We start from the raw sequence: 16,159 nt of genomic DNA, 5'->3' as shown, positions 1-16,159 counted from the left end.
GTTCCTTGCAGGCTTTTGGGGATCAATATCCGACGTCGCGCCAGCTGTCGCCGGTTTCGGCCATGCGACGGAGCAGAGGCGTCGGCTGCCAGCGCGGTCCCAGTTCCGCGCCCAAAGCGGTGGCCATGGCGACGACACGCGACAGCCCGTGGCGCATTGCCCAATACATCGGGCCGCCGCGATGGGCGGGGAAGCCATAGCCGTTGATCCATGCGACATCGACGTCGCTTGCCCGCAGCGCCGTGCTATCCTCCAGCGCCCGGACACCTTCGTTGACGATCGGCAGGAACAGGCGGTCGCGAATCTCGTCGTCGGTGAAGCTGCGGCGCTCGACGCCGAGTTCGCGGGCGGCGGCGTCGATGATCGCCTGCGCCTCGGGATCGGGCAGGCGGGTGCGGCCCTCATAGCGATAGAAGCCGGCATTGGTCTTTTGCCCCAAGCGTCCGGCCTCGACCATTTTCTCGATCAGCGGCGACAGGCGTTCTTCGGGCGGCAGGCTGAGCGCGCGGACCTTGCGGACCAGCGCGGAGACGTCGAGCCCGGCCATGTCGCGCATCGCCACCGGACCCATCGGCATGCCGAACGCTTCGGCGACGCGGTCGATCTGTTCAGGCGCTGCACCCTGTTCCATCAGGAACTCGGCCTGACCCGTATAGAATTGCAGCGTGCGATTGGCGAGGAAGCCATCATAATTGCCGACGAGCACACCGACCTTGCCGAGCCGCTTGACCAGCTTCATGCCGGTGGCGAGCGAACGCGCATCGCTGGCGCTGCCGCGAATCACTTCGACCAGTTTCATGATGTTGGCGGGGGAAAAGAAGTGCAGGCCGATCACCTGGCCGGGCCGGGCGGTCGCACCGGCGATCTGATCGACATCGAGCGAGCTGGTGTTGGTGGCGAGAATCGCATGCGGCGGGGTTGCGGCATCGAGCGCGCGGAAAATTTCCTGTTTGAGCGCCATCACTTCGGGCGCCGCCTCGATCGCGAGATCGATATTGGCGAGGACGGCGTAATCGGTGGAATAGGCTGTGCGTGCCTGCGCGGCCGCAGCGGCATCGGCCGTGGCGACACCGCGGGTGACCGCGCTGGCATGGATCGCGGCAACACGCTCGCGCCCCTTGTCGAGCGCCACGGAATCGACATCGAGGATCGTGACCTGAATGCCGGCATTGGCGAGCACCGTGGCGATGCCTGCGCCCATCAGGCCGGCGCCGATCACCGCGGCATTGGCGATATCGGCAATGTCGCCCGGCGTTTCGCCGGGAAGCTTGGCGGCTTGGCGTTCGGCAAAGAAAGCGTGGGTCAGGGCCGGATATTGCTCGCCGGCAAACAAGCGATCGAATGCCGCGCGCTCGTGGACAAGGCCGTCTTCACCCGACAGGCGGCATGCCGCTTCGATGCAGCCGATGATTTCGCCGGGGGCGTCGCGGCCGCGCGCTTTGCGAGCCCAGCTTTTTCGGGCGTCCGCGAACAACGCGGGATCGATGTTTGCGGTCTTGTCGGTGCGGTCGATGATCGGCGGAGCCGGCCCGGTGGCGCGCAGGAAATCGATGGGCGCGGAGTCGAGTTCGGGAACGATCGCGTCGATGATGCCGAGCGCCAGGGCTTCGCGCGCGCCAAGCTGACGGCCGCTCAGGCAGATGTCGAGCGCGACGGCGGGGCCGCACAGGCGGGTTAGCCGCTGGGTGCCGCCGGCGCCGGGCAGCAGGCCGAGCTTGACCTCGGGCAATCCCACCCGCGTATCGGCAAGCGCGACGCGATAGGTGCAGGTCAGTGCCGTTTCCAGTCCGCCGCCGAGCGCCGTGCCGTGGATCGCGGCGACGCTGGGCTTGCCGGCCTCCAGCATCCGCTGGATGTCGCGCAGTGTCGGGCTTTCGAGATGGCGCTTCTCGGCAAGTTCCTTGATGTCGGCGCCGGCAATGAAGGTGCTGCCCGATGCGCGGATGACGATGCCGTGAATGTCGGGATCGGCATTGGCCGCCTCGATACCGGCGGCGAGACCCCTGCGCACCGCGACGCTCAGGGCGTTTACCGGCGGATATGCGACGCACAGCGTAGCGACGCCGTCGCGGTTGGCGACCGAAACCGCGTCCATCGTGATGTCCTTCATTTGATACAGAAGCCCGCATCCACGGGAAGCGCCGCGCCGGTAACATAGCGAGCTTCGTCGGAGCATAGCCATAGGATCGCGTTGGCGACGTCCTCGGCTTCGATCCACGGGATCGGCAGGGCGTTGATGCGCGAGGCCGCCTTGGCGATATCGGCTTCGGTAGGGTGTTCGAGATCGGGGCGGAACAGCTTGTAATGCTCCTCATGCGCGATCAACGGGGTACGCACCGTGGTCGAACAAACCGCGTTGACGCGGATCCAGTGCGGGCCCAGTTCGGCGGCGAGCGCGTGCATCAGTCCGATCACACCATGCTTGGCGGCCGAATAATGGGCGACGCCCGGCAGCGCCTTGAGGCCGGTGGCAGACGCGGTGAAGACGATCGCGCCGGCTCCCTGGCGCTTGAGATGCGGGATCGCGGCCCGGCAGGTGCGCCACGCGCCCGACAGGTTGACGTCGATCATCGTGTCCCACTGACCTTCGCTCAGCGCGTCGGCCGCGCCCATTCCGGCGATCCCGGCATTGGCGCAGACAAAGTCGAGATGGCCAAAGGTCTCGACTCCTTCGGCGAGCACCGCTTCGAGAGCCGGCAGATCGCGGATATCGGCGTGGCGGGCGAGGATGCGGCCACCCATCGCCTCGATAGCCGCGACGGTCTCGTTGAAATCGCCCGGTGTCGACGCCGGCGAATCCTGGGCAATGCCACCACAGATATCGACGGCGATGATATCGGCGCGTTCGCGGGCGAAGGCCTGGGCAATGGCGCGGCCCTGGCCGCGCGCCGCGCCGGTGACGAAAGCCACCTTGTTTGCAAAGCGCCCGCTCATGCCGCCTGGCCCTCGGGTTCCCAACCGTGGATGCCGGCACCGATATGCGCGCCGCCGTCGATCTGGAGCATCTGGCCGGTAATCATCTGCGCCGCCGGGCTGGCGAGGAAGGCGACCATGCCGGCGACTTCGTCCGGCAGGGTTGGGCGCCCCAGGGGGATCGCGTCCATCCGCGCCTCGGCGCGGGCGCGGGCGGCGGGATCGAGATTCTCGGTGAACACCATGCCGGGGCCCAGGCAGTTGAGGCGGATGCCATCCTGCGCCCATTCCAGCGCCAAGGTGCGGGTGAGGCCAAGCATGCCGGCGCGGGCCGCGACCGAATGCGCCGCGCCCATGATCCCGCGATCGATGCCGGTCAGCGAAATGCTGACGACGCTCCCTTTGACGCGGGCGAGATAAGGGCGGGCAGCAAGGGTGATGCTGAACGCCGCCGAGAGATTGAGATCGATCACCGCATCCCAGCCGCGCCGCGAGATCGCGGTGGCGGGGGCATAGAATTGCCCGCCGGCATTGTTGACGAGGAGGTCGATACCAGCCTTCGCGCCGACGCGGTCGATGGTCGCGGCGGTGGTTTCGATATCGCGAATGTCACAGGGTGCCGCCTCGAAGCTGCCGGCAAGCGGCGCGGCCAGTTCCGCGGTCTCTGCCAGCGGCTCGGCACGGCGGCCGATGCCGGTGACATGCGCGCCGAGTCCGGTGAGCCGAAGCGCGATGGCGCGGCCGATGCCGCTGCCCGCGCCGGTGACCACCGCGACCTTGCCGGCAAGCAGGCCGGCGCGAAATACCGTATCAGCCGATGCGTCGGTCATGGCCGCTCCAATATTGATCGCGCAGGACGCGCTTGAGGATCTTGCCCGACGCATTGCGCGGCATCGCGGCGACGAAATCGATCGAGGTCGGGCATTTGTAACGGGCGAGGCGCTCGCGCGCCCAGCCGAGCAATTCTTCGGGCGGGGGTGCATCGCCGCGCGGCTGGACGATGGCCTTGACGGTCTCGCCCCATTTCGGATCGGGCACGCCGATCACCGCGACGGCATCAACCGCAGGATGGGCGGCGAGGACATGCTCGACCTCGATCGGATAGACATTCTCGCCGCCGGTGACGATCATGTCCTTGATGCGGTCGGTGAGGAACAGATAGCCGGCATTGTCGAGATAGCCCGCGTCGCCGGTGCGCAGCCAGCCATCGGGCGTGATCGCCGCGCGGGTCTCCTCCGGACGATGCCAATAGCCCTGCATCATCCCGGGACTGCGGCCCCAGACCTCGCCGACCTCGCCCGGTGGACGGTCCCGCCCGGTTTCTGGATCCACGACACGGACCTTGCCCCACGGCACGGCGGTACCGGCCGATCGCAGGCGGGGGCCGCCGGGAACATGATCCTCCGGGCCAAGGATCGTGATGGTGCCGTTGATCTCGGTCAGCCCATAGCCCTGCACCAGCCCGCAGCCGAGCGTGGCGAGAGCGCGGGCAAGGACCGGTTCGGTGATCGGTGCGGCGCCATACAGGATCTTGCGGAGCGCAGGCAGCTCGGTGCCCGGACGATTCTCGATCGCGGTAATGATCTGCTCGAGCATGATCGGGGCGAACATGCTGTTGGTCACGCCCTGATCGGCCATCAGCGTGACCAGCGCATCGGGGTCGAAATCGGCGACGATGATGTCATGGCCGCCCTGCGACAGCGCCAGCAGTCCCCAGCATGCGCCTGCGGTGTGAAAGGTCGGCATGCACACAAGGCTGACGCTGGAGGCATCGAAACCCCAGGCCTTGGCGGCCCCCGGGAAGATCGACCACAGGCTGCCATGCGTGAAGGTCACGCCCTTGGCGGCGCCGGTGGTGCCCGAGGTGTAGCAGATCATGCATAGGTCTTCGGCCTTGGCGACCTTGCTCCGCGCCGCGGTGTCTCCGTTCCTGACCAGCGTCGCATAGTCGCTCGAGCTGGTGCCATCGAACATGGCGAGCATCGGCCGTGTAGCGAGAAAGGCAAATGCGCCCTCGACCAGCTTCCTATTCTCGCGCGCCGCGAAGACGAGGGCCGGGGCACAATCCTCAAGCTGTGCGGCGAGCTCGCGTGCGCTGAGGCGCCAGTTCATGCCTACCGAGATGGTGCCGAGTTTGGCCGCGGCGAAAATCAGCTCGAAATGCTCGATGCGGTTGCGGCCGACAAAGGCGATGCGATCGCCGGGACGAATCCCGGCGCAAGCGAGGCTGTCGGCAAGCGCGTTGGTAACGCGATCGAGCGCGGCATAGTTTCGCGTGACGCCATTGAAGCTCAGTGCCGGAGCATCAGGAGTCGTGGCCGCATAGTGACGCAGAATGTCGTCGATCGTGTTCATGCCGCGCCTGTGCCCCATGCCGTGCCATCGCGTACTCCCGCCCCGTCCGCATCGAGCGCCGGGGCGGGAGCAAGGGTTCCGGCGCCGGGCAGCGGCGGACGGACCCAGCCATCCGCTTGTACCAGCTTGCGCTCGGCGAGCCATGGATCCTCGAATGCCTCTGGTGGCGTGTTGACGGGATCAGCGGGTATGCCCGCCGCCTCGAGCAACGACATCCACTCGTCGCGCGGCCGCATCGCAAATGCCCGCGTCAGGGCTGCGGCCAGTTCGGGGGCATTGGCCCGCCGGTCGGTCCAGTCCCAGTCGATGGCGCCGGCGGGAAGCGTTGCGCCCGCATCGCGAAGGGCCCTGACCAACCCCTGCCACAAATGACTTTCGATCGCGCCGATGGCGATGCTGAGTCCGTCGGCCGCGGCGTAGAGGTCGTTCGCGGGTTCGAGATGCATCGTCCAGGCGGCTTCGTCGCCCCGCTCGGCGGCAGAGGTTCGCCATGCCAGCCAGTGCAGCATTACCTCCTGCATCGCGATTTCTATCCGCGAACCAATGCCAGTGCGCGTGCGCTGGAACAATGCGGCGAGGATCGCCTGGACCGCCATTGCCGCCCCGCCCAAATCGGCAACGGGCATGGCCGGACGCGTGGAGATCCGCCCCTGCCCCGACCAGGTCGTCGGCAGGCCGAGCGCACCGGAGCGCGCCAGAAAGTTCAGATCGTGCGCCGGTGCGGCAGCGCGACTGCCAGGCCCGAAACCGGTGATCGCGCAGTGAATCAGGCGCGGATTGCGAGCGCGCAATATGTCGGGCCCGATGCCGAGCCGCTCAGCGACGCCGGGCCGGAAATTCTCGATGACAATGTCCGCGTCGTCGGCGAGCGCCAGGAAGGTAGTGCGTCCCGCGTCGCTCTTGAGGTCGAGCGCCGCCGAGCGCTTGCCGCGGTTGTAGGTGTCGAAAAACGCACCGTCATACAATGTTCGTCCGGGATCGCCGCGCGGCGGCTCGATCTTGATGACATCGGCGCCGAGCCAGGCGAGGTGCAGCCCGCAGACCGGACCGGGCAGCAACATGCCCAGATCGATGACACGAATTCCCTCCAGGGGGAGGTGCGAGGCAGCGCGTGGATTCATAACCTACTGAGTAGTATGTTGATGCGGACAGCGTCAAGACCAGTAGCGTAAATCAAGCGACTTGACGGCATTCAGGTAACATACTACCCAGTAGGTTCTAACGGCATAGAGTCTAAGAAAGGACCGTGTCGCGGATTCCTTGGAACTATGGGGAGGATATGATGCGATTTTATACAACCAGCTCGATCTTGGCGCTCGTCCTGTGCGCAGCGGCCTCGCCGGCGATGGCGCAGGATGCTTCCGCTCCGACAGAATCCGAGGCGGCGTCGAACCATGACCAGCTGGAAGAGATCGTCGTTACCGCGCAGCGCCGCGAAGTCGGTCTTCAGCGCGCTGCGATTGCGGTGAGCGCGATCGGCGGCGAGGAACTCGCGCAAGACCGCATCCTCAGCTTCGAGGATATCGCCAAGCGCATTACCTCGCTGTCGTTCACGGCCATTTCCGGCCTCGACCAGGAATTCAACATCCGCGGGATCACCAACACCCGCCTCGATTCGCCTTCGGCCGATCAATCGATCGGCATCTTCTCCGACGATCTCTACGCTGGCCGTCCGGGCCTGTTCAATTTCGATATGTACGATGTCGAGCGCGTCGAAGTGGTGCGCGGGCCGCAGGGCGTGCTGCTTGGCCGTAACGTGGTCGGCGGTGCGATCAATATCGTGACGGCAAAGCCGAGCTTCACGCCTTCGGCGGCCGCGACCTTTTCGTATGGCAATTACAATGACGTGCTGGCGCGCGGCTATGTGACCGGTGGACTTACCGACTCGCTGGCCGGCCGCTTCTCGTTCCAGACGCGCCGCAACGACGGCTATGCGCGCGACATCCTCCACAATATCGGCATCGATGATATCCGCTCCTATCAGGGGCGCGCGCAGTTGCTCTACGCGCCCAAGGATTCGGATTTCCAGGCGCGATTGATCGTCGACTACACGCATGACGAGTCGAACGGCATCTCGCAGATCGCCATCGATGGTCCCAATCCCGGCAACGGTCCGTGGAGCGCGGCGCGCGCGGCGATCGGTGTGCTGCGCGGCAAGCCCCTGACCATCCGCGAAGCCCTGCCGCAATTCCCGCACTTCGCCGGCGACCCTTTCGAAACGCCGCAGGGCCTGACCCGTGATGCGGTCAGCATCAACTTCCAGGCAAGCAAGGGTCTTGGCGATCTTGCCACGGTCGAGGCCGTGATCGGCTATCGCCATGGCAAGGCCAACAGCCAATATGATCAGACCGGCCTGGGTCCGATCAACGGCTATGGGGTGCTTACGCCAACGCTGTTCACCACGCCCGTCGGCGAAAACGAAAACGCGGCGCAATTCTCGCAGGAGCTTCGCGTCGTTTCGACGCCGAGCGATAGCGGGTTCGACTGGATCGCCGGCGCCTATCACCAGCGCGACGTGGCGACCAAGATCGATCACTTCTGGGGTGAAGTGCCGCTCGTCGCCCTCGACCAGCTTTCGGGCGAGGCGCGTTGGCACAATCGTGCGGTCAACGAATCCTATGCGGTATTCGGCCAAATCGGCTATCGGTTCAGCGACCAGTTCCGCGTCGTTGGCGGCGTGCGCTATTCGCATGACAGCAAGAAGGGCTTCGTCACCGCTACGGCGATCGCGAACGGCGATCGCTTCAATCCGGGCGGGACCGTTCCGCTGGCGCCACTCGGCGCCGGACTCGCTACTGGCCAGTCATTCTCGACAGCTTATTCCGACAGCTGGTCGAAGGTGACGCCGCAGGCGACGATCGAGTTCACGCCAAACCGGTCGATGCTGTTCTACGCGACTTACTCGACCGGGTATAAGGGCGGTGGTTTCGAGGATACGCCCGCCAATGCCATCGCGGCGCGGATAAGCTACGATCCCGAGACGGTGAAAAACTATGAGGCGGGCGCCAAGCTGCAGTTCCTCGATCGCCGTGCCCGGCTGAATATCGCGGCGTTCCAGATGGATTATCGCGATCTGCAAGTCACCCAGACCGACAGCAACTGCCTGTGCAGTGTCACCGATAATGCCGCCAACGCCCGCATTCGGGGCGTCGAGATCGAAGCGCAGCTGCTCCCGGTGCGCGGGCTCCAGCTGTTCGGCAGCCTGTCGCTCCTCGACACCAAATATCTCGATTTCCGCGACCAGCTCGGCAACAATAATTCGGGCAAGTTCCTCCAGCGGACACCGAAGTCGCAGTTCAATGTCGGCTTCCAGTACGACACGGCGCTGGGCGATTGGCAGGACGGTCTGAGCCTGCGCGTCAACTATACGCGGAAGGGGCGCTCCTATTGGTTCCCGACCAACGCGCAGTTCGAAAAGCCGTATGGACTGCTCGATGCACGCATCGCGATCACACCGGGTGACGGCAAATGGTCGTTCGCGGTCTGGGGCCGCAATCTGACCGACACCGCGTATCGCGTGAACGTCAATTACGCGCTCAATGACGAAGTCTCGCGCTTCGCCGCACCGCGCACCTATGGCGGTGAACTCTCGTTCAAATTCTAAAACGGGGAGGGCGGGGCGATTGCCCTGCCCTTAATCCCGCTTTGCCCGGCGCGACTTATGCGGATAAGGTAGGCTGGGGGAGACTACCAAGTAGCATGAACAAGTCGCAAGCAGCCGCCAACGCACCCGCTACCCGCGTTCGTCCCGGACGCAACGAAGAGGGGCGGCTCGAGATACTGACCGCGGCGACCACTGCATTCATGCAATTGGGCTATGCCCGGGCCTCGATCGACGAGATCGCCGATCTGCTTGGCGCGACCAAGGGGCGCGTCTACCATTATTATCGCAGCAAGGCGGATATCCTGATGGATATTCATCGCCACGTGCTCGACATGATGTACGATCAGGTCGCGCCGATGTCCGAAGCGCGAACCGCGGCACAGGCGCTTCACGACATGGCGTTTCGCCATGTAATGATCGTCATGGAGAATCTGGCGTTCACGCGGGTCGCGCTGCTCAGCACGACCGACTTGTTCGTCAACGAGAAGCAGCACGGCTTCATCAACGAAATCGGCGAAGTGCGCGGAGCCTATGAAGCGATGTTCGTGGGCGTGCTGGAGCGCGGGATGAAGTCCGGTGAGTTTCGTGAGACCAACGCCAGATTGCTGGCAAAGCCGCTGTTGGGCTCGCTCAACTGGACGACGATGTGGTATGTCGATCGTGAAGGCAGCAACCAACAGACACGCGAGCAGATCGCCGAGATCGTTGTCGATTACGTAGTGAGCGGCGTTCGTAAATAGCCCTGGGCGATCGCGCGCAGTTCGCTTTTCTTCACCTTCGCGCCGTTGGCGCCGATGGTGACCGGGATCTCGACATCGGTGAGTATCCGCTCCGGCAGCTTGTAGTTCGCCATGCGCAAGCGGGCGAAGGCGAGCAGTTCTGGCTCGGTCACGCGGCTGCCGGCGCACAGTTTCACGAAGGCAAAGGCGACATCACCGCGGCTATCGGCACTGGCGCCGACGACATGGGCTTCGACGATGTCGGGATGGGCGCAGAGATGGTGCTCGATCTCGCTGGCATCGACGAGGTTGCCGCGTAGTCGCAGCGCATCGCCCATGCGCGACAGGAACACACCGCCGCCGGGCACCGCATGGCCGAGGTCGCCGGTGCGATACCAGCCATCGGAGGTGAAAGCGCGATCGCTTGCCGCATCGTCGCGGAAATAGCCGAGCGTGACGGTGGGGCCGCGCAATTGCAACTCGCCATCGACGATGCGCAATGCGGTGGCGTCATCCACCAGCGGGCCGCCCGCCATCGCCCGTTCGGCGAGCGGCGCGGACGGCGCGCTGCCGGTCACGAAAGCCAGGCCTTCCGATGAACCATAGGCCTGTGCGGCACGGAGGTTTGCGCTGCCCTTGCTTTCGATCATGGCAATGGTCTCGGCGCCTGTCCGGCCGGTAAAGGCGCCGAAATAACAGGTGCGCCATGCCGGCAGCTCGCTGGCCAGTTCGGGAGAAGCGAGCAGCGACAGGATGAGATTGTCGCCACCATGGAGATGGGTGATCGCCAGGCGGCCCATTACCGCCGCGGCTTGATCGGGCGCGAACACCGGCATCAGGACGCAGGTCGCGCCACGCAACAGCCCGGCAAGCGTAATGCCCAGTCCCCACACCCCGCATAGCGGCAGGACGCACAGCAGTGAGTCCCCCGCCCGCACCGTGAAGCGCTCGGCTGCCGCCGCGAAGCGAATGACCAGCGCCGATTGGCGATGGACCGCGAATTTCGGCGCGCCCGTCGATCCGCTGGTGGCCAGCAGGTTGAGCGGCAGGTCGCCCTTCGCGGCGGGTGGCATCGAAACGCTATCGTGCCGGACCGCACGCAACGGGATGCGGATTGCGGTTATCGGCGTCAGACCCGCCAGCGCTTCTGCGAGCATGGTCTCGAAAGGAATGTCGCAAAACGCCTCTGGCATCACGATCAGCCTGGCCCCGGAAATAGCCAGCGCGTGACGTAATTCGGTAGCTTTCCAACGCGTATTGATCGGCACCACGATCAGGCCGAGCCGCGCGGCGGCGAGCTCGAGCATCGGCCAGGCGGCGATGTTGGGAAGCCATAGCGCGATCGTGTCGCCGGGTACCAAGCCATGTCCAGCCAGCCGGGCCGCCCAGCCGTCCGCACCTTCGAGCAGCGTCCGGTAGTCGATCCGTTCGTCGCCATCGGCATGGGCGACGATCAGCGCGATTGCGTCAGGCGGATGCGCGCCGATCCGCGCAGCGAGGCGCAGCGGCGCGGTCACCGTCAATAGGAGCGGGGCAGGCCGACCACCTGCTGGGCGATATAGTTGAGCGCCATTTCCTGGCTGATCGGCGCGATGCGCATCAGGCGCGCTTCGCGGAAATAGCGTTCGACGTCATATTCGCTCGCATAGCCCAATCCGCCCAGCGTTTGCACCGCGCGGTCCGCTGCGAAGAAGGCGGCATCGGCGCAGAGCAGTTTCGCCATATTGGATTCTGCGCCACACGGCTCGCCGCGATCGTACAGCCACGCCGCCTTGCGCGCCAGAAGTTCGGCGGCCTGGATATTGGCATGCGCCTGCGCCAGCGGGTGCTGGATCGCCTGGTTGGCGCCGATCGGGCGGCCGAACACGACGCGCTCATTGGCATAGCGGACCGCCTTGCGCAGCGCCGCCTGGCCAATGCCGAGCGATTCATGGGCCAGCAGGATGCGCTCGGGATTGAGCCCGTCGAGCAGATAACGGAAGCCCTTGCCCTCCTCGCCGATCCGCGCGCTTTCTGGGACGTGGAGATCGTCGATGAAGACTTCGGTGGAGGCGACGGCATTGCGGCCCATCTTGTCGATTGGGCGGATCGAGATTTTCGAACGGTCGATATCGATCAGGAACAGCGTGATACCGTCGGTGGGCTTGTCGCATTCCTCACGCGGGGTGGTGCGCGTGACTAGGATCATCTTTTGCGAATCGAGCGCCTTGGTGATCCAGATCTTGCGGCCGTTGATAACATAACCGCCTGCGGTCCGCTTCGCGAAAGTGCGGATGCGGGTGGTGTCGGTGCCGGAATCGGCCTCGGTCACCGCGAAGCAGACATGGCATTCGCCCGACGCCACCTTGGGCAGCAGGGTGCTGCGCAGTTCTTCGGAACCATGTTTGGCGACGACGTTCACGCCGAAGATGCTTAGGTGCATCGGGCTGCACCCGTTCATCGCCGCGCCGGAAGCCGCCACTTCCTGAAGCAGGATCGCGGCTTCGCTGATGCCCAGACCGCTGCCGCCGTATTGCTCGGGGATGGCGATGCCGAGCCAGCCGGCTTCGGCAAAAGCATTGTAGAAGTCCCAGGGGAATTCATGCTTCGTATCGCGCTCGCGCCAATAGGCGTCGTCGAAGGTTCCGGCGAGCGCGCGGACGGTGCGCTGCACCTCGAGTTGGGTTTCGTTGAGTTCAAAATCCATGACGATTCCTGCCGAGCTATTTCGCATCAGCAGAAAACATACTACGCGGTAGGTTGCAATCCCGGATCGCTCTCGACGAAGATTTTATCAAGCGTATCGGGATCGAGCGGCGCGCCCGGGCGGATCGTGTCGCCGCTAAGGATCGCCGGCCAATGCGGCGCGAGCGGCTCCCCGGGGGCGAGATGCACACCTGGCGCGATGGCGATATGGGCGGTGGTGAACCAGCCGCCGCCGGCGATCAGGATCGCGCCCGTGGTATCAAGCGCGTCCGATGCCAGCTGGAGCACGGCTGGCGCAACCAGATCGGGATCGAGCTTCTCCGCCAGCGCCGGAGACAGCAGATGTTGCGACATCGGCGTGGTCGCGATCGGCGCCAGGCAATTGACCAGCACGTTCTTGGCCTTGCCCTCGATTGCGAGAACATTGGCTAGGCCGATGATGCCGAGCTTGGCGGCGGCATAGGACGCCTGCGAGAAATTGCCCCACAGTCCCGATGGCGAAGTGACGAGGATCAAGCGCCCGCGGCGTTGCGCGAGCATTTGCGGCCATGCGGCGTGGCAAAGGTGATGCGTGCCGTTGAGGTGCACGTCGATGACCTCACTCCACTGCGTCGCGCTCGATTTCGCATAGGATTGGTTTCTCTCGATCCCGGCATTGCTGACGAGGATATCGATGCCGCCAAACCTGGTGAGCGCGGCCTCGACCATCGCCTGGCCGCCCGCGGCCGTTGCGACGCTATCGGTATTGGCGACGGCCTCGCCGCCGGCGTCGCGAATCTCACCGGCGACCCGCTCGGCGGTCGGGACGCCATCGGCGGTGCCGATGTCGTTGACCACGACCTTTGCGCCCGCTGCCGCCAGGGCCAACGCGTAGCTACGGCCCAACCCCTGCCCTGCGCCGGTGACGATCGCGACGCGGCCCTGAACGCTCATGCTTCGCCCTCTTCGAGAATGGCGCGCAGAGCGCCAAGGTAGCGCGCCGAAGTGACGCCATCGATGATGCGATGGTCGGCGGCGAGGGTGAGGTATAGGGTCAGCCGCGCGACGACCTGGCTGTCGATCACCCAGGGCCGCTCGGCGATGGCGCCTGCAAAGAGCAAGGCGGTCTGACGCTGGTTGATGACCGGGAAGCCGGTGTCGATGCCAAGCGTGCCGAGGTTCGACACGGTCATCACCGCGCCCTCGAACTCGTCCGGCGCGAGGCGACGGGTGCGGGCGCGTTCGCTAAGATCCCGGATGCGGGTGCTCAGGTCGGCGAGCGACAGTGTGTCGGCCTCGCGGATCACTGGAGTCATCAGCCCATGATCGGTCGCGACCGCGAAAGCGACCGTCGCGCCCTCGGGCCGCTCGATTGCGCCATCGACGAATACGCCGTTGAACGCCGGCACGATGGCGAGAGTCCGGATCGCGGCATGGACGATCAAATCGTTGACCGACACCCGCTGGCCCTCCGCGCGCAGCGCCGCGAGCCGGTCGAGCAGGGGCTTGGCGTCGATCTGGACGATCTCGGCGAAGTGGGGGATTTCCGCCCAGCTCTTCGCCATCGCTCCGGCCATCGCCTTGCGGACGCCGGCGAGCTTTTCGAGCTTCATTCGACGTCGTCGGCGCGGGCGATCACGGTACCGACCTCGACGACATCGTCCTCGCCGACGAGGATCTCGCGCAGGATTCCCGCGCGAGTCGCCTCGACCTCGGCGGTGGCCTTCTCGGTCTCGCACTCATAGAGCGGATCGCCGACCTCGAACCGCTCGCCGATCTGCTTCAGCCAGCCGGTGACGGTGCCTTCTTCCATCGTCTGGCCGAGTTTGGTGAGCTTGATATCGAACATGGGAACTCCTGTTATCGGCTCGACTGGACGAGAGTGGCGAGCGCCGCAGTGACGGCATCGGCATCGGGGGTCAGCAGCCCTTCCAGATCCTGATTCTGCGGCACATAGGTGTCGGCGCCCGCGATGCGGATCGGCGCGGCCTTGAGTGCCGAGAAGCGCCGCTCGACCACTTGCGTGATAAGCTCACCACCCAGCCCGCCCGTTACCGGCCCTTCATGCACCACCGCCAGTCGCCCGGTGCGCTCGACCGAGGCGAGAATAGCGTCGAGATCGAAGGGCGATATACCGCGCGGATCGATGATCTCGCACTCAACGCCCTGCCCGGCCAGCACTTCCGCCGCCTTGGCCGCGACGGTCGCCATGCGCGACCAGGCGACCACGGTGACGTCGCTGCCCGCGCGCCAGGTCGAGGCGACGCCGAGCGGCACCAGATGCTCACCCTCGGGCACCGGCCCCCGCCGGTTATAGAGCGATTTGTTCTCGAGAAAGAGCACGGGATCGTCATCGCGGATCGCCGACTTCAGCATCCCCTTTGCATCAGCCGGAGTCGCGGGCATCGCGACCTTCAAGCCGAAGCTGCTCCAGAAATACTGCGCGAGCGACTGCGAGTGCTCGGGCCCGAGCCCGCCGACCACGCCCTCCGGCGCGCGGATCACCAGCGGCACCGATTGCCCGCCGCCGTGCATGAAGCGCCACTTCGCCGCTTTATTGACGATCTCGTCCATCGCGATCAGCGCGAAGTCGGCGTACTGAAGCTCGACCACCGGCCGCGCCCCGGCAAGCGCCGCGCCGACGCCACCACCGACGATCAGCGCCTCGGAGATCGGCGTGTCGAACACGCGCTCCACCCCGAACATCTCGGTCAGCCCCTTGGTCACCCCGAACACGCCGCCGAACGGCCCCGCATCCTGCCCCATCACGAACACCGACGGATCGCGCTCCAGCTCTTCGATCAGGGCCTCGCGCAGCGCGGCGCGATAGCTGAGGGTCTTGAAGCCGCTCATGCCGCCGCACTCTCGGCCAGAAGACCCTGATAGATGCGGTCGGGCCCCGGCTTGGCACTGGCCAGCGCCGCCTGGACCGCCACCTCCATCGCCCTCGCCTCTTCGTCGCGGAGCGCGGCCAGCTGCGCTTCCCCGATCCCGCGCGCCGCCAGCTTCTCGGCAGTGATGCGCAGCGGATCGCGCTGGTGCGCGGCGGCGATATCCTCCTTGCTGCGATAGGTCTGGGGGTCACCCTCATAATGGCCGCGGAAGCGCAAGGTCTTGGCTTCGATCAGGGTCGGGCCATCGCCCGCGCGGGCGCGCGCCACGGCGTCGGCCATCGCGTCATAGACCGCTTCGACATCCTGCCCATCGACGATGCGCGAGGGCATGCCATAGGCCGCGGCGCGGTCGGCGACGTCTTCAATGGAGGTCGCCTCGCGGTGCGCGACCGAGACCGACAGACCGTTATTCTCGCACAACCACACCATCGGCAGTTTCCACAAAGCCGCGGCATTGGCCGCCTCATGAAAGGTGCCGCGATTGGCCGAGCCTTCGCCGAAGATATGGACCGAGACGCGGTCGTCGCCGAGCTTGCGCGCGCCGAGCGCCGCGCCCGCCGACAGCACGAAACCGCCGCCCAGCGTGCCGCTCGATCCCATCAGTCCCAGCGCCGGATCGACCGCATGGACGATACCCGCGCCCAGCCCCTTGGTCGCGCCATCGACGCGACCGAGGAAATCGCCGAGCAACGGCCCGGCCTGCATCCCCTTGGCAAGCAACTGGATCAGCCCGCGATGGCTGTAGAACAGCATGTCGTCGTCACGCAGCGCGGCACACACGCCGGTGCCGATCGCCTCCTGGCCGCGTCCCGAATGGAGCAATAGCCGCGCGCTGCCCTCCTCGATCAGCCGCAGCACGGCCTGATCCAGCAGGATCGAACGCTCCATGATTCGATACGCGTGCAGCAATTGCGCGTCGGTCATCACTGGCAAGGCGGGCGACTCCTCATCTCGTCTCCGGCGGGGATGCGGATACCGCCGGAATATTGCAACAACACCCGTTGGCGTAG

At 65.6% G+C, this 16,159-nt stretch carries 14 protein-coding genes; 2 read left to right on the top strand and 12 right to left on the bottom strand.

Annotation, left to right across the window (positions count from 1 at the left end; genetic code table 11):
• Window positions 1-22: 22 nt before the first annotated feature.
• Genes KF730_RS13460 through KF730_RS13440 form a run of 5 tightly spaced genes read right to left on the bottom strand, consistent with a single transcriptional unit; the run spans window position 23 to window position 6,389 of the window.
• Window positions 23-2,110 (bottom strand): 3-hydroxyacyl-CoA dehydrogenase NAD-binding domain-containing protein, encoded by a 2,088-nt coding sequence (locus KF730_RS13460; RefSeq protein WP_294097998.1) that lies wholly within the window; start codon window positions 2,108-2,110, stop codon window positions 23-25.
• On the bottom strand, window positions 2,107-2,934 hold the full coding sequence (locus KF730_RS13455) for a mycofactocin-coupled SDR family oxidoreductase (RefSeq protein ID WP_294097994.1): 828 nt from the start codon (window positions 2,932-2,934) through the stop codon (window positions 2,107-2,109). Before KF730_RS13455 ends, KF730_RS13460 begins: the two co-directional genes overlap by 4 nt.
• Window positions 2,931-3,743, bottom strand: coding sequence for an SDR family oxidoreductase (locus tag KF730_RS13450; RefSeq protein WP_294097993.1), 813 nt, complete (start codon window positions 3,741-3,743; stop codon window positions 2,931-2,933). Before KF730_RS13450 ends, KF730_RS13455 begins: the two co-directional genes overlap by 4 nt.
• On the bottom strand, window positions 3,724-5,268 hold the full coding sequence (locus tag KF730_RS13445) for a long-chain-fatty-acid--CoA ligase (protein WP_294097991.1): 1,545 nt from the start codon (window positions 5,266-5,268) through the stop codon (window positions 3,724-3,726). Before KF730_RS13445 ends, KF730_RS13450 begins: the two co-directional genes overlap by 20 nt.
• Complete coding sequence (locus KF730_RS13440) at window positions 5,265-6,389, bottom strand: CoA transferase (protein ID WP_294097989.1); 1,125 nt, start codon at window positions 6,387-6,389, stop codon at window positions 5,265-5,267. Before KF730_RS13440 ends, KF730_RS13445 begins: the two co-directional genes overlap by 4 nt.
• 161 nt (window positions 6,390-6,550) lie before the next feature.
• Between KF730_RS13440 and KF730_RS13435 the strand changes: the two genes are divergently transcribed.
• Both KF730_RS13435 and KF730_RS13430 read left to right on the top strand, forming a co-directional pair.
• Entirely contained in the window at window positions 6,551-8,872 is a 2,322-nt protein-coding gene (locus KF730_RS13435) for a TonB-dependent receptor (RefSeq protein ID WP_294097987.1), read from the top strand.
• A gap of 95 nt (window positions 8,873-8,967) precedes the next feature.
• On the top strand, window positions 8,968-9,612 hold the full coding sequence (locus tag KF730_RS13430) for a TetR/AcrR family transcriptional regulator (protein WP_294097985.1): 645 nt from the start codon (window positions 8,968-8,970) through the stop codon (window positions 9,610-9,612).
• On the opposite strand, the gene KF730_RS13425 is transcribed toward KF730_RS13430, so the two are convergent.
• Genes KF730_RS13425 through KF730_RS13395 form a run of 7 tightly spaced genes read right to left on the bottom strand, consistent with a single transcriptional unit; the run spans window position 9,585 to window position 16,073 of the window.
• Window positions 9,585-11,108 carry an AMP-binding protein gene (locus KF730_RS13425; protein WP_294099880.1) on the bottom strand — a complete coding sequence of 508 codons (1,524 nt, stop codon included), beginning with the start codon at window positions 11,106-11,108 and terminating at the stop codon, window positions 9,585-9,587. The genes KF730_RS13430 and KF730_RS13425 overlap by 28 nt on opposite strands.
• A 2-nt stretch (window positions 11,109-11,110) precedes the next feature.
• The gene (locus KF730_RS13420; RefSeq protein ID WP_294097983.1) at window positions 11,111-12,277 is read right to left on the bottom strand and encodes an acyl-CoA dehydrogenase family protein; all 1,167 of its coding nucleotides are present in this window, start codon (window positions 12,275-12,277) and stop codon (window positions 11,111-11,113) included.
• Between the two features lie 41 nt (window positions 12,278-12,318).
• Window positions 12,319-13,209, bottom strand: coding sequence for an SDR family NAD(P)-dependent oxidoreductase (locus KF730_RS13415; RefSeq protein ID WP_294097980.1), 891 nt, complete (start codon window positions 13,207-13,209; stop codon window positions 12,319-12,321).
• The gene (locus KF730_RS13410) at window positions 13,206-13,868 is read right to left on the bottom strand and encodes a 2-oxo acid dehydrogenase subunit E2 (protein ID WP_294097978.1); all 663 of its coding nucleotides are present in this window, start codon (window positions 13,866-13,868) and stop codon (window positions 13,206-13,208) included. Before KF730_RS13410 ends, KF730_RS13415 begins: the two co-directional genes overlap by 4 nt.
• Window positions 13,865-14,104: a biotin/lipoyl-containing protein gene (locus tag KF730_RS13405; protein WP_294097976.1), complete on the bottom strand. Its 240-nt coding sequence runs from the start codon at window positions 14,102-14,104 to the stop codon at window positions 13,865-13,867. The genes KF730_RS13410 and KF730_RS13405 overlap by 4 nt, the downstream gene beginning before the upstream one ends.
• Window positions 14,105-14,115: 11 nt before the next feature.
• Entirely contained in the window at window positions 14,116-15,108 is a 993-nt protein-coding gene (locus KF730_RS13400) for a transketolase C-terminal domain-containing protein (protein WP_294097974.1), read from the bottom strand.
• Window positions 15,105-16,073: a thiamine pyrophosphate-dependent dehydrogenase E1 component subunit alpha gene (locus KF730_RS13395; protein ID WP_294099878.1), complete on the bottom strand. Its 969-nt coding sequence runs from the start codon at window positions 16,071-16,073 to the stop codon at window positions 15,105-15,107. Before KF730_RS13395 ends, KF730_RS13400 begins: the two co-directional genes overlap by 4 nt.
• Between the last annotated feature and the right edge of the window lie 86 nt (window positions 16,074-16,159).

It is taken from the genome of Sphingomonas sp. (assembly GCF_019635515.1).
GTDB lineage: Bacteria > Pseudomonadota > Alphaproteobacteria > Sphingomonadales > Sphingomonadaceae > Sphingomonas.
Note: the sequence above shows the minus strand (reverse complement) of the source record. Positions and strands in the feature narration are given on the sequence as shown.

Coding starts and splice junctions, on each gene's coding strand:
- KF730_RS13420 (WP_294097983.1), bottom strand. CDS start 12,277: ATGGATTTTGAACTCAACGAAACCCAACTCGAGGTGCAGCGCACCGTC.
- KF730_RS13395 (WP_294099878.1), bottom strand. CDS start 16,073: ATGACCGACGCGCAATTGCTGCACGCGTATCGAATCATGGAGCGTTCG.
- KF730_RS13435 (WP_294097987.1), top strand. CDS start 6,551: ATGCGATTTTATACAACCAGCTCGATCTTGGCGCTCGTCCTGTGCGCA.
- KF730_RS13415 (WP_294097980.1), bottom strand. CDS start 13,209: ATGAGCGTTCAGGGCCGCGTCGCGATCGTCACCGGCGCAGGGCAGGGG.
- KF730_RS13460 (WP_294097998.1), bottom strand. CDS start 2,110: ATGAAGGACATCACGATGGACGCGGTTTCGGTCGCCAACCGCGACGGC.
- KF730_RS13440 (WP_294097989.1), bottom strand. CDS start 6,389: ATGAATCCACGCGCTGCCTCGCACCTCCCCCTGGAGGGAATTCGTGTC.
- KF730_RS13455 (WP_294097994.1), bottom strand. CDS start 2,934: ATGAGCGGGCGCTTTGCAAACAAGGTGGCTTTCGTCACCGGCGCGGCG.
- KF730_RS13450 (WP_294097993.1), bottom strand. CDS start 3,743: ATGACCGACGCATCGGCTGATACGGTATTTCGCGCCGGCCTGCTTGCC.
- KF730_RS13430 (WP_294097985.1), top strand. CDS start 8,968: ATGAACAAGTCGCAAGCAGCCGCCAACGCACCCGCTACCCGCGTTCGT.
- KF730_RS13400 (WP_294097974.1), bottom strand. CDS start 15,108: ATGAGCGGCTTCAAGACCCTCAGCTATCGCGCCGCGCTGCGCGAGGCC.
- KF730_RS13405 (WP_294097976.1), bottom strand. CDS start 14,104: ATGTTCGATATCAAGCTCACCAAACTCGGCCAGACGATGGAAGAAGGC.
- KF730_RS13410 (WP_294097978.1), bottom strand. CDS start 13,868: ATGAAGCTCGAAAAGCTCGCCGGCGTCCGCAAGGCGATGGCCGGAGCG.
- KF730_RS13445 (WP_294097991.1), bottom strand. CDS start 5,268: ATGAACACGATCGACGACATTCTGCGTCACTATGCGGCCACGACTCCT.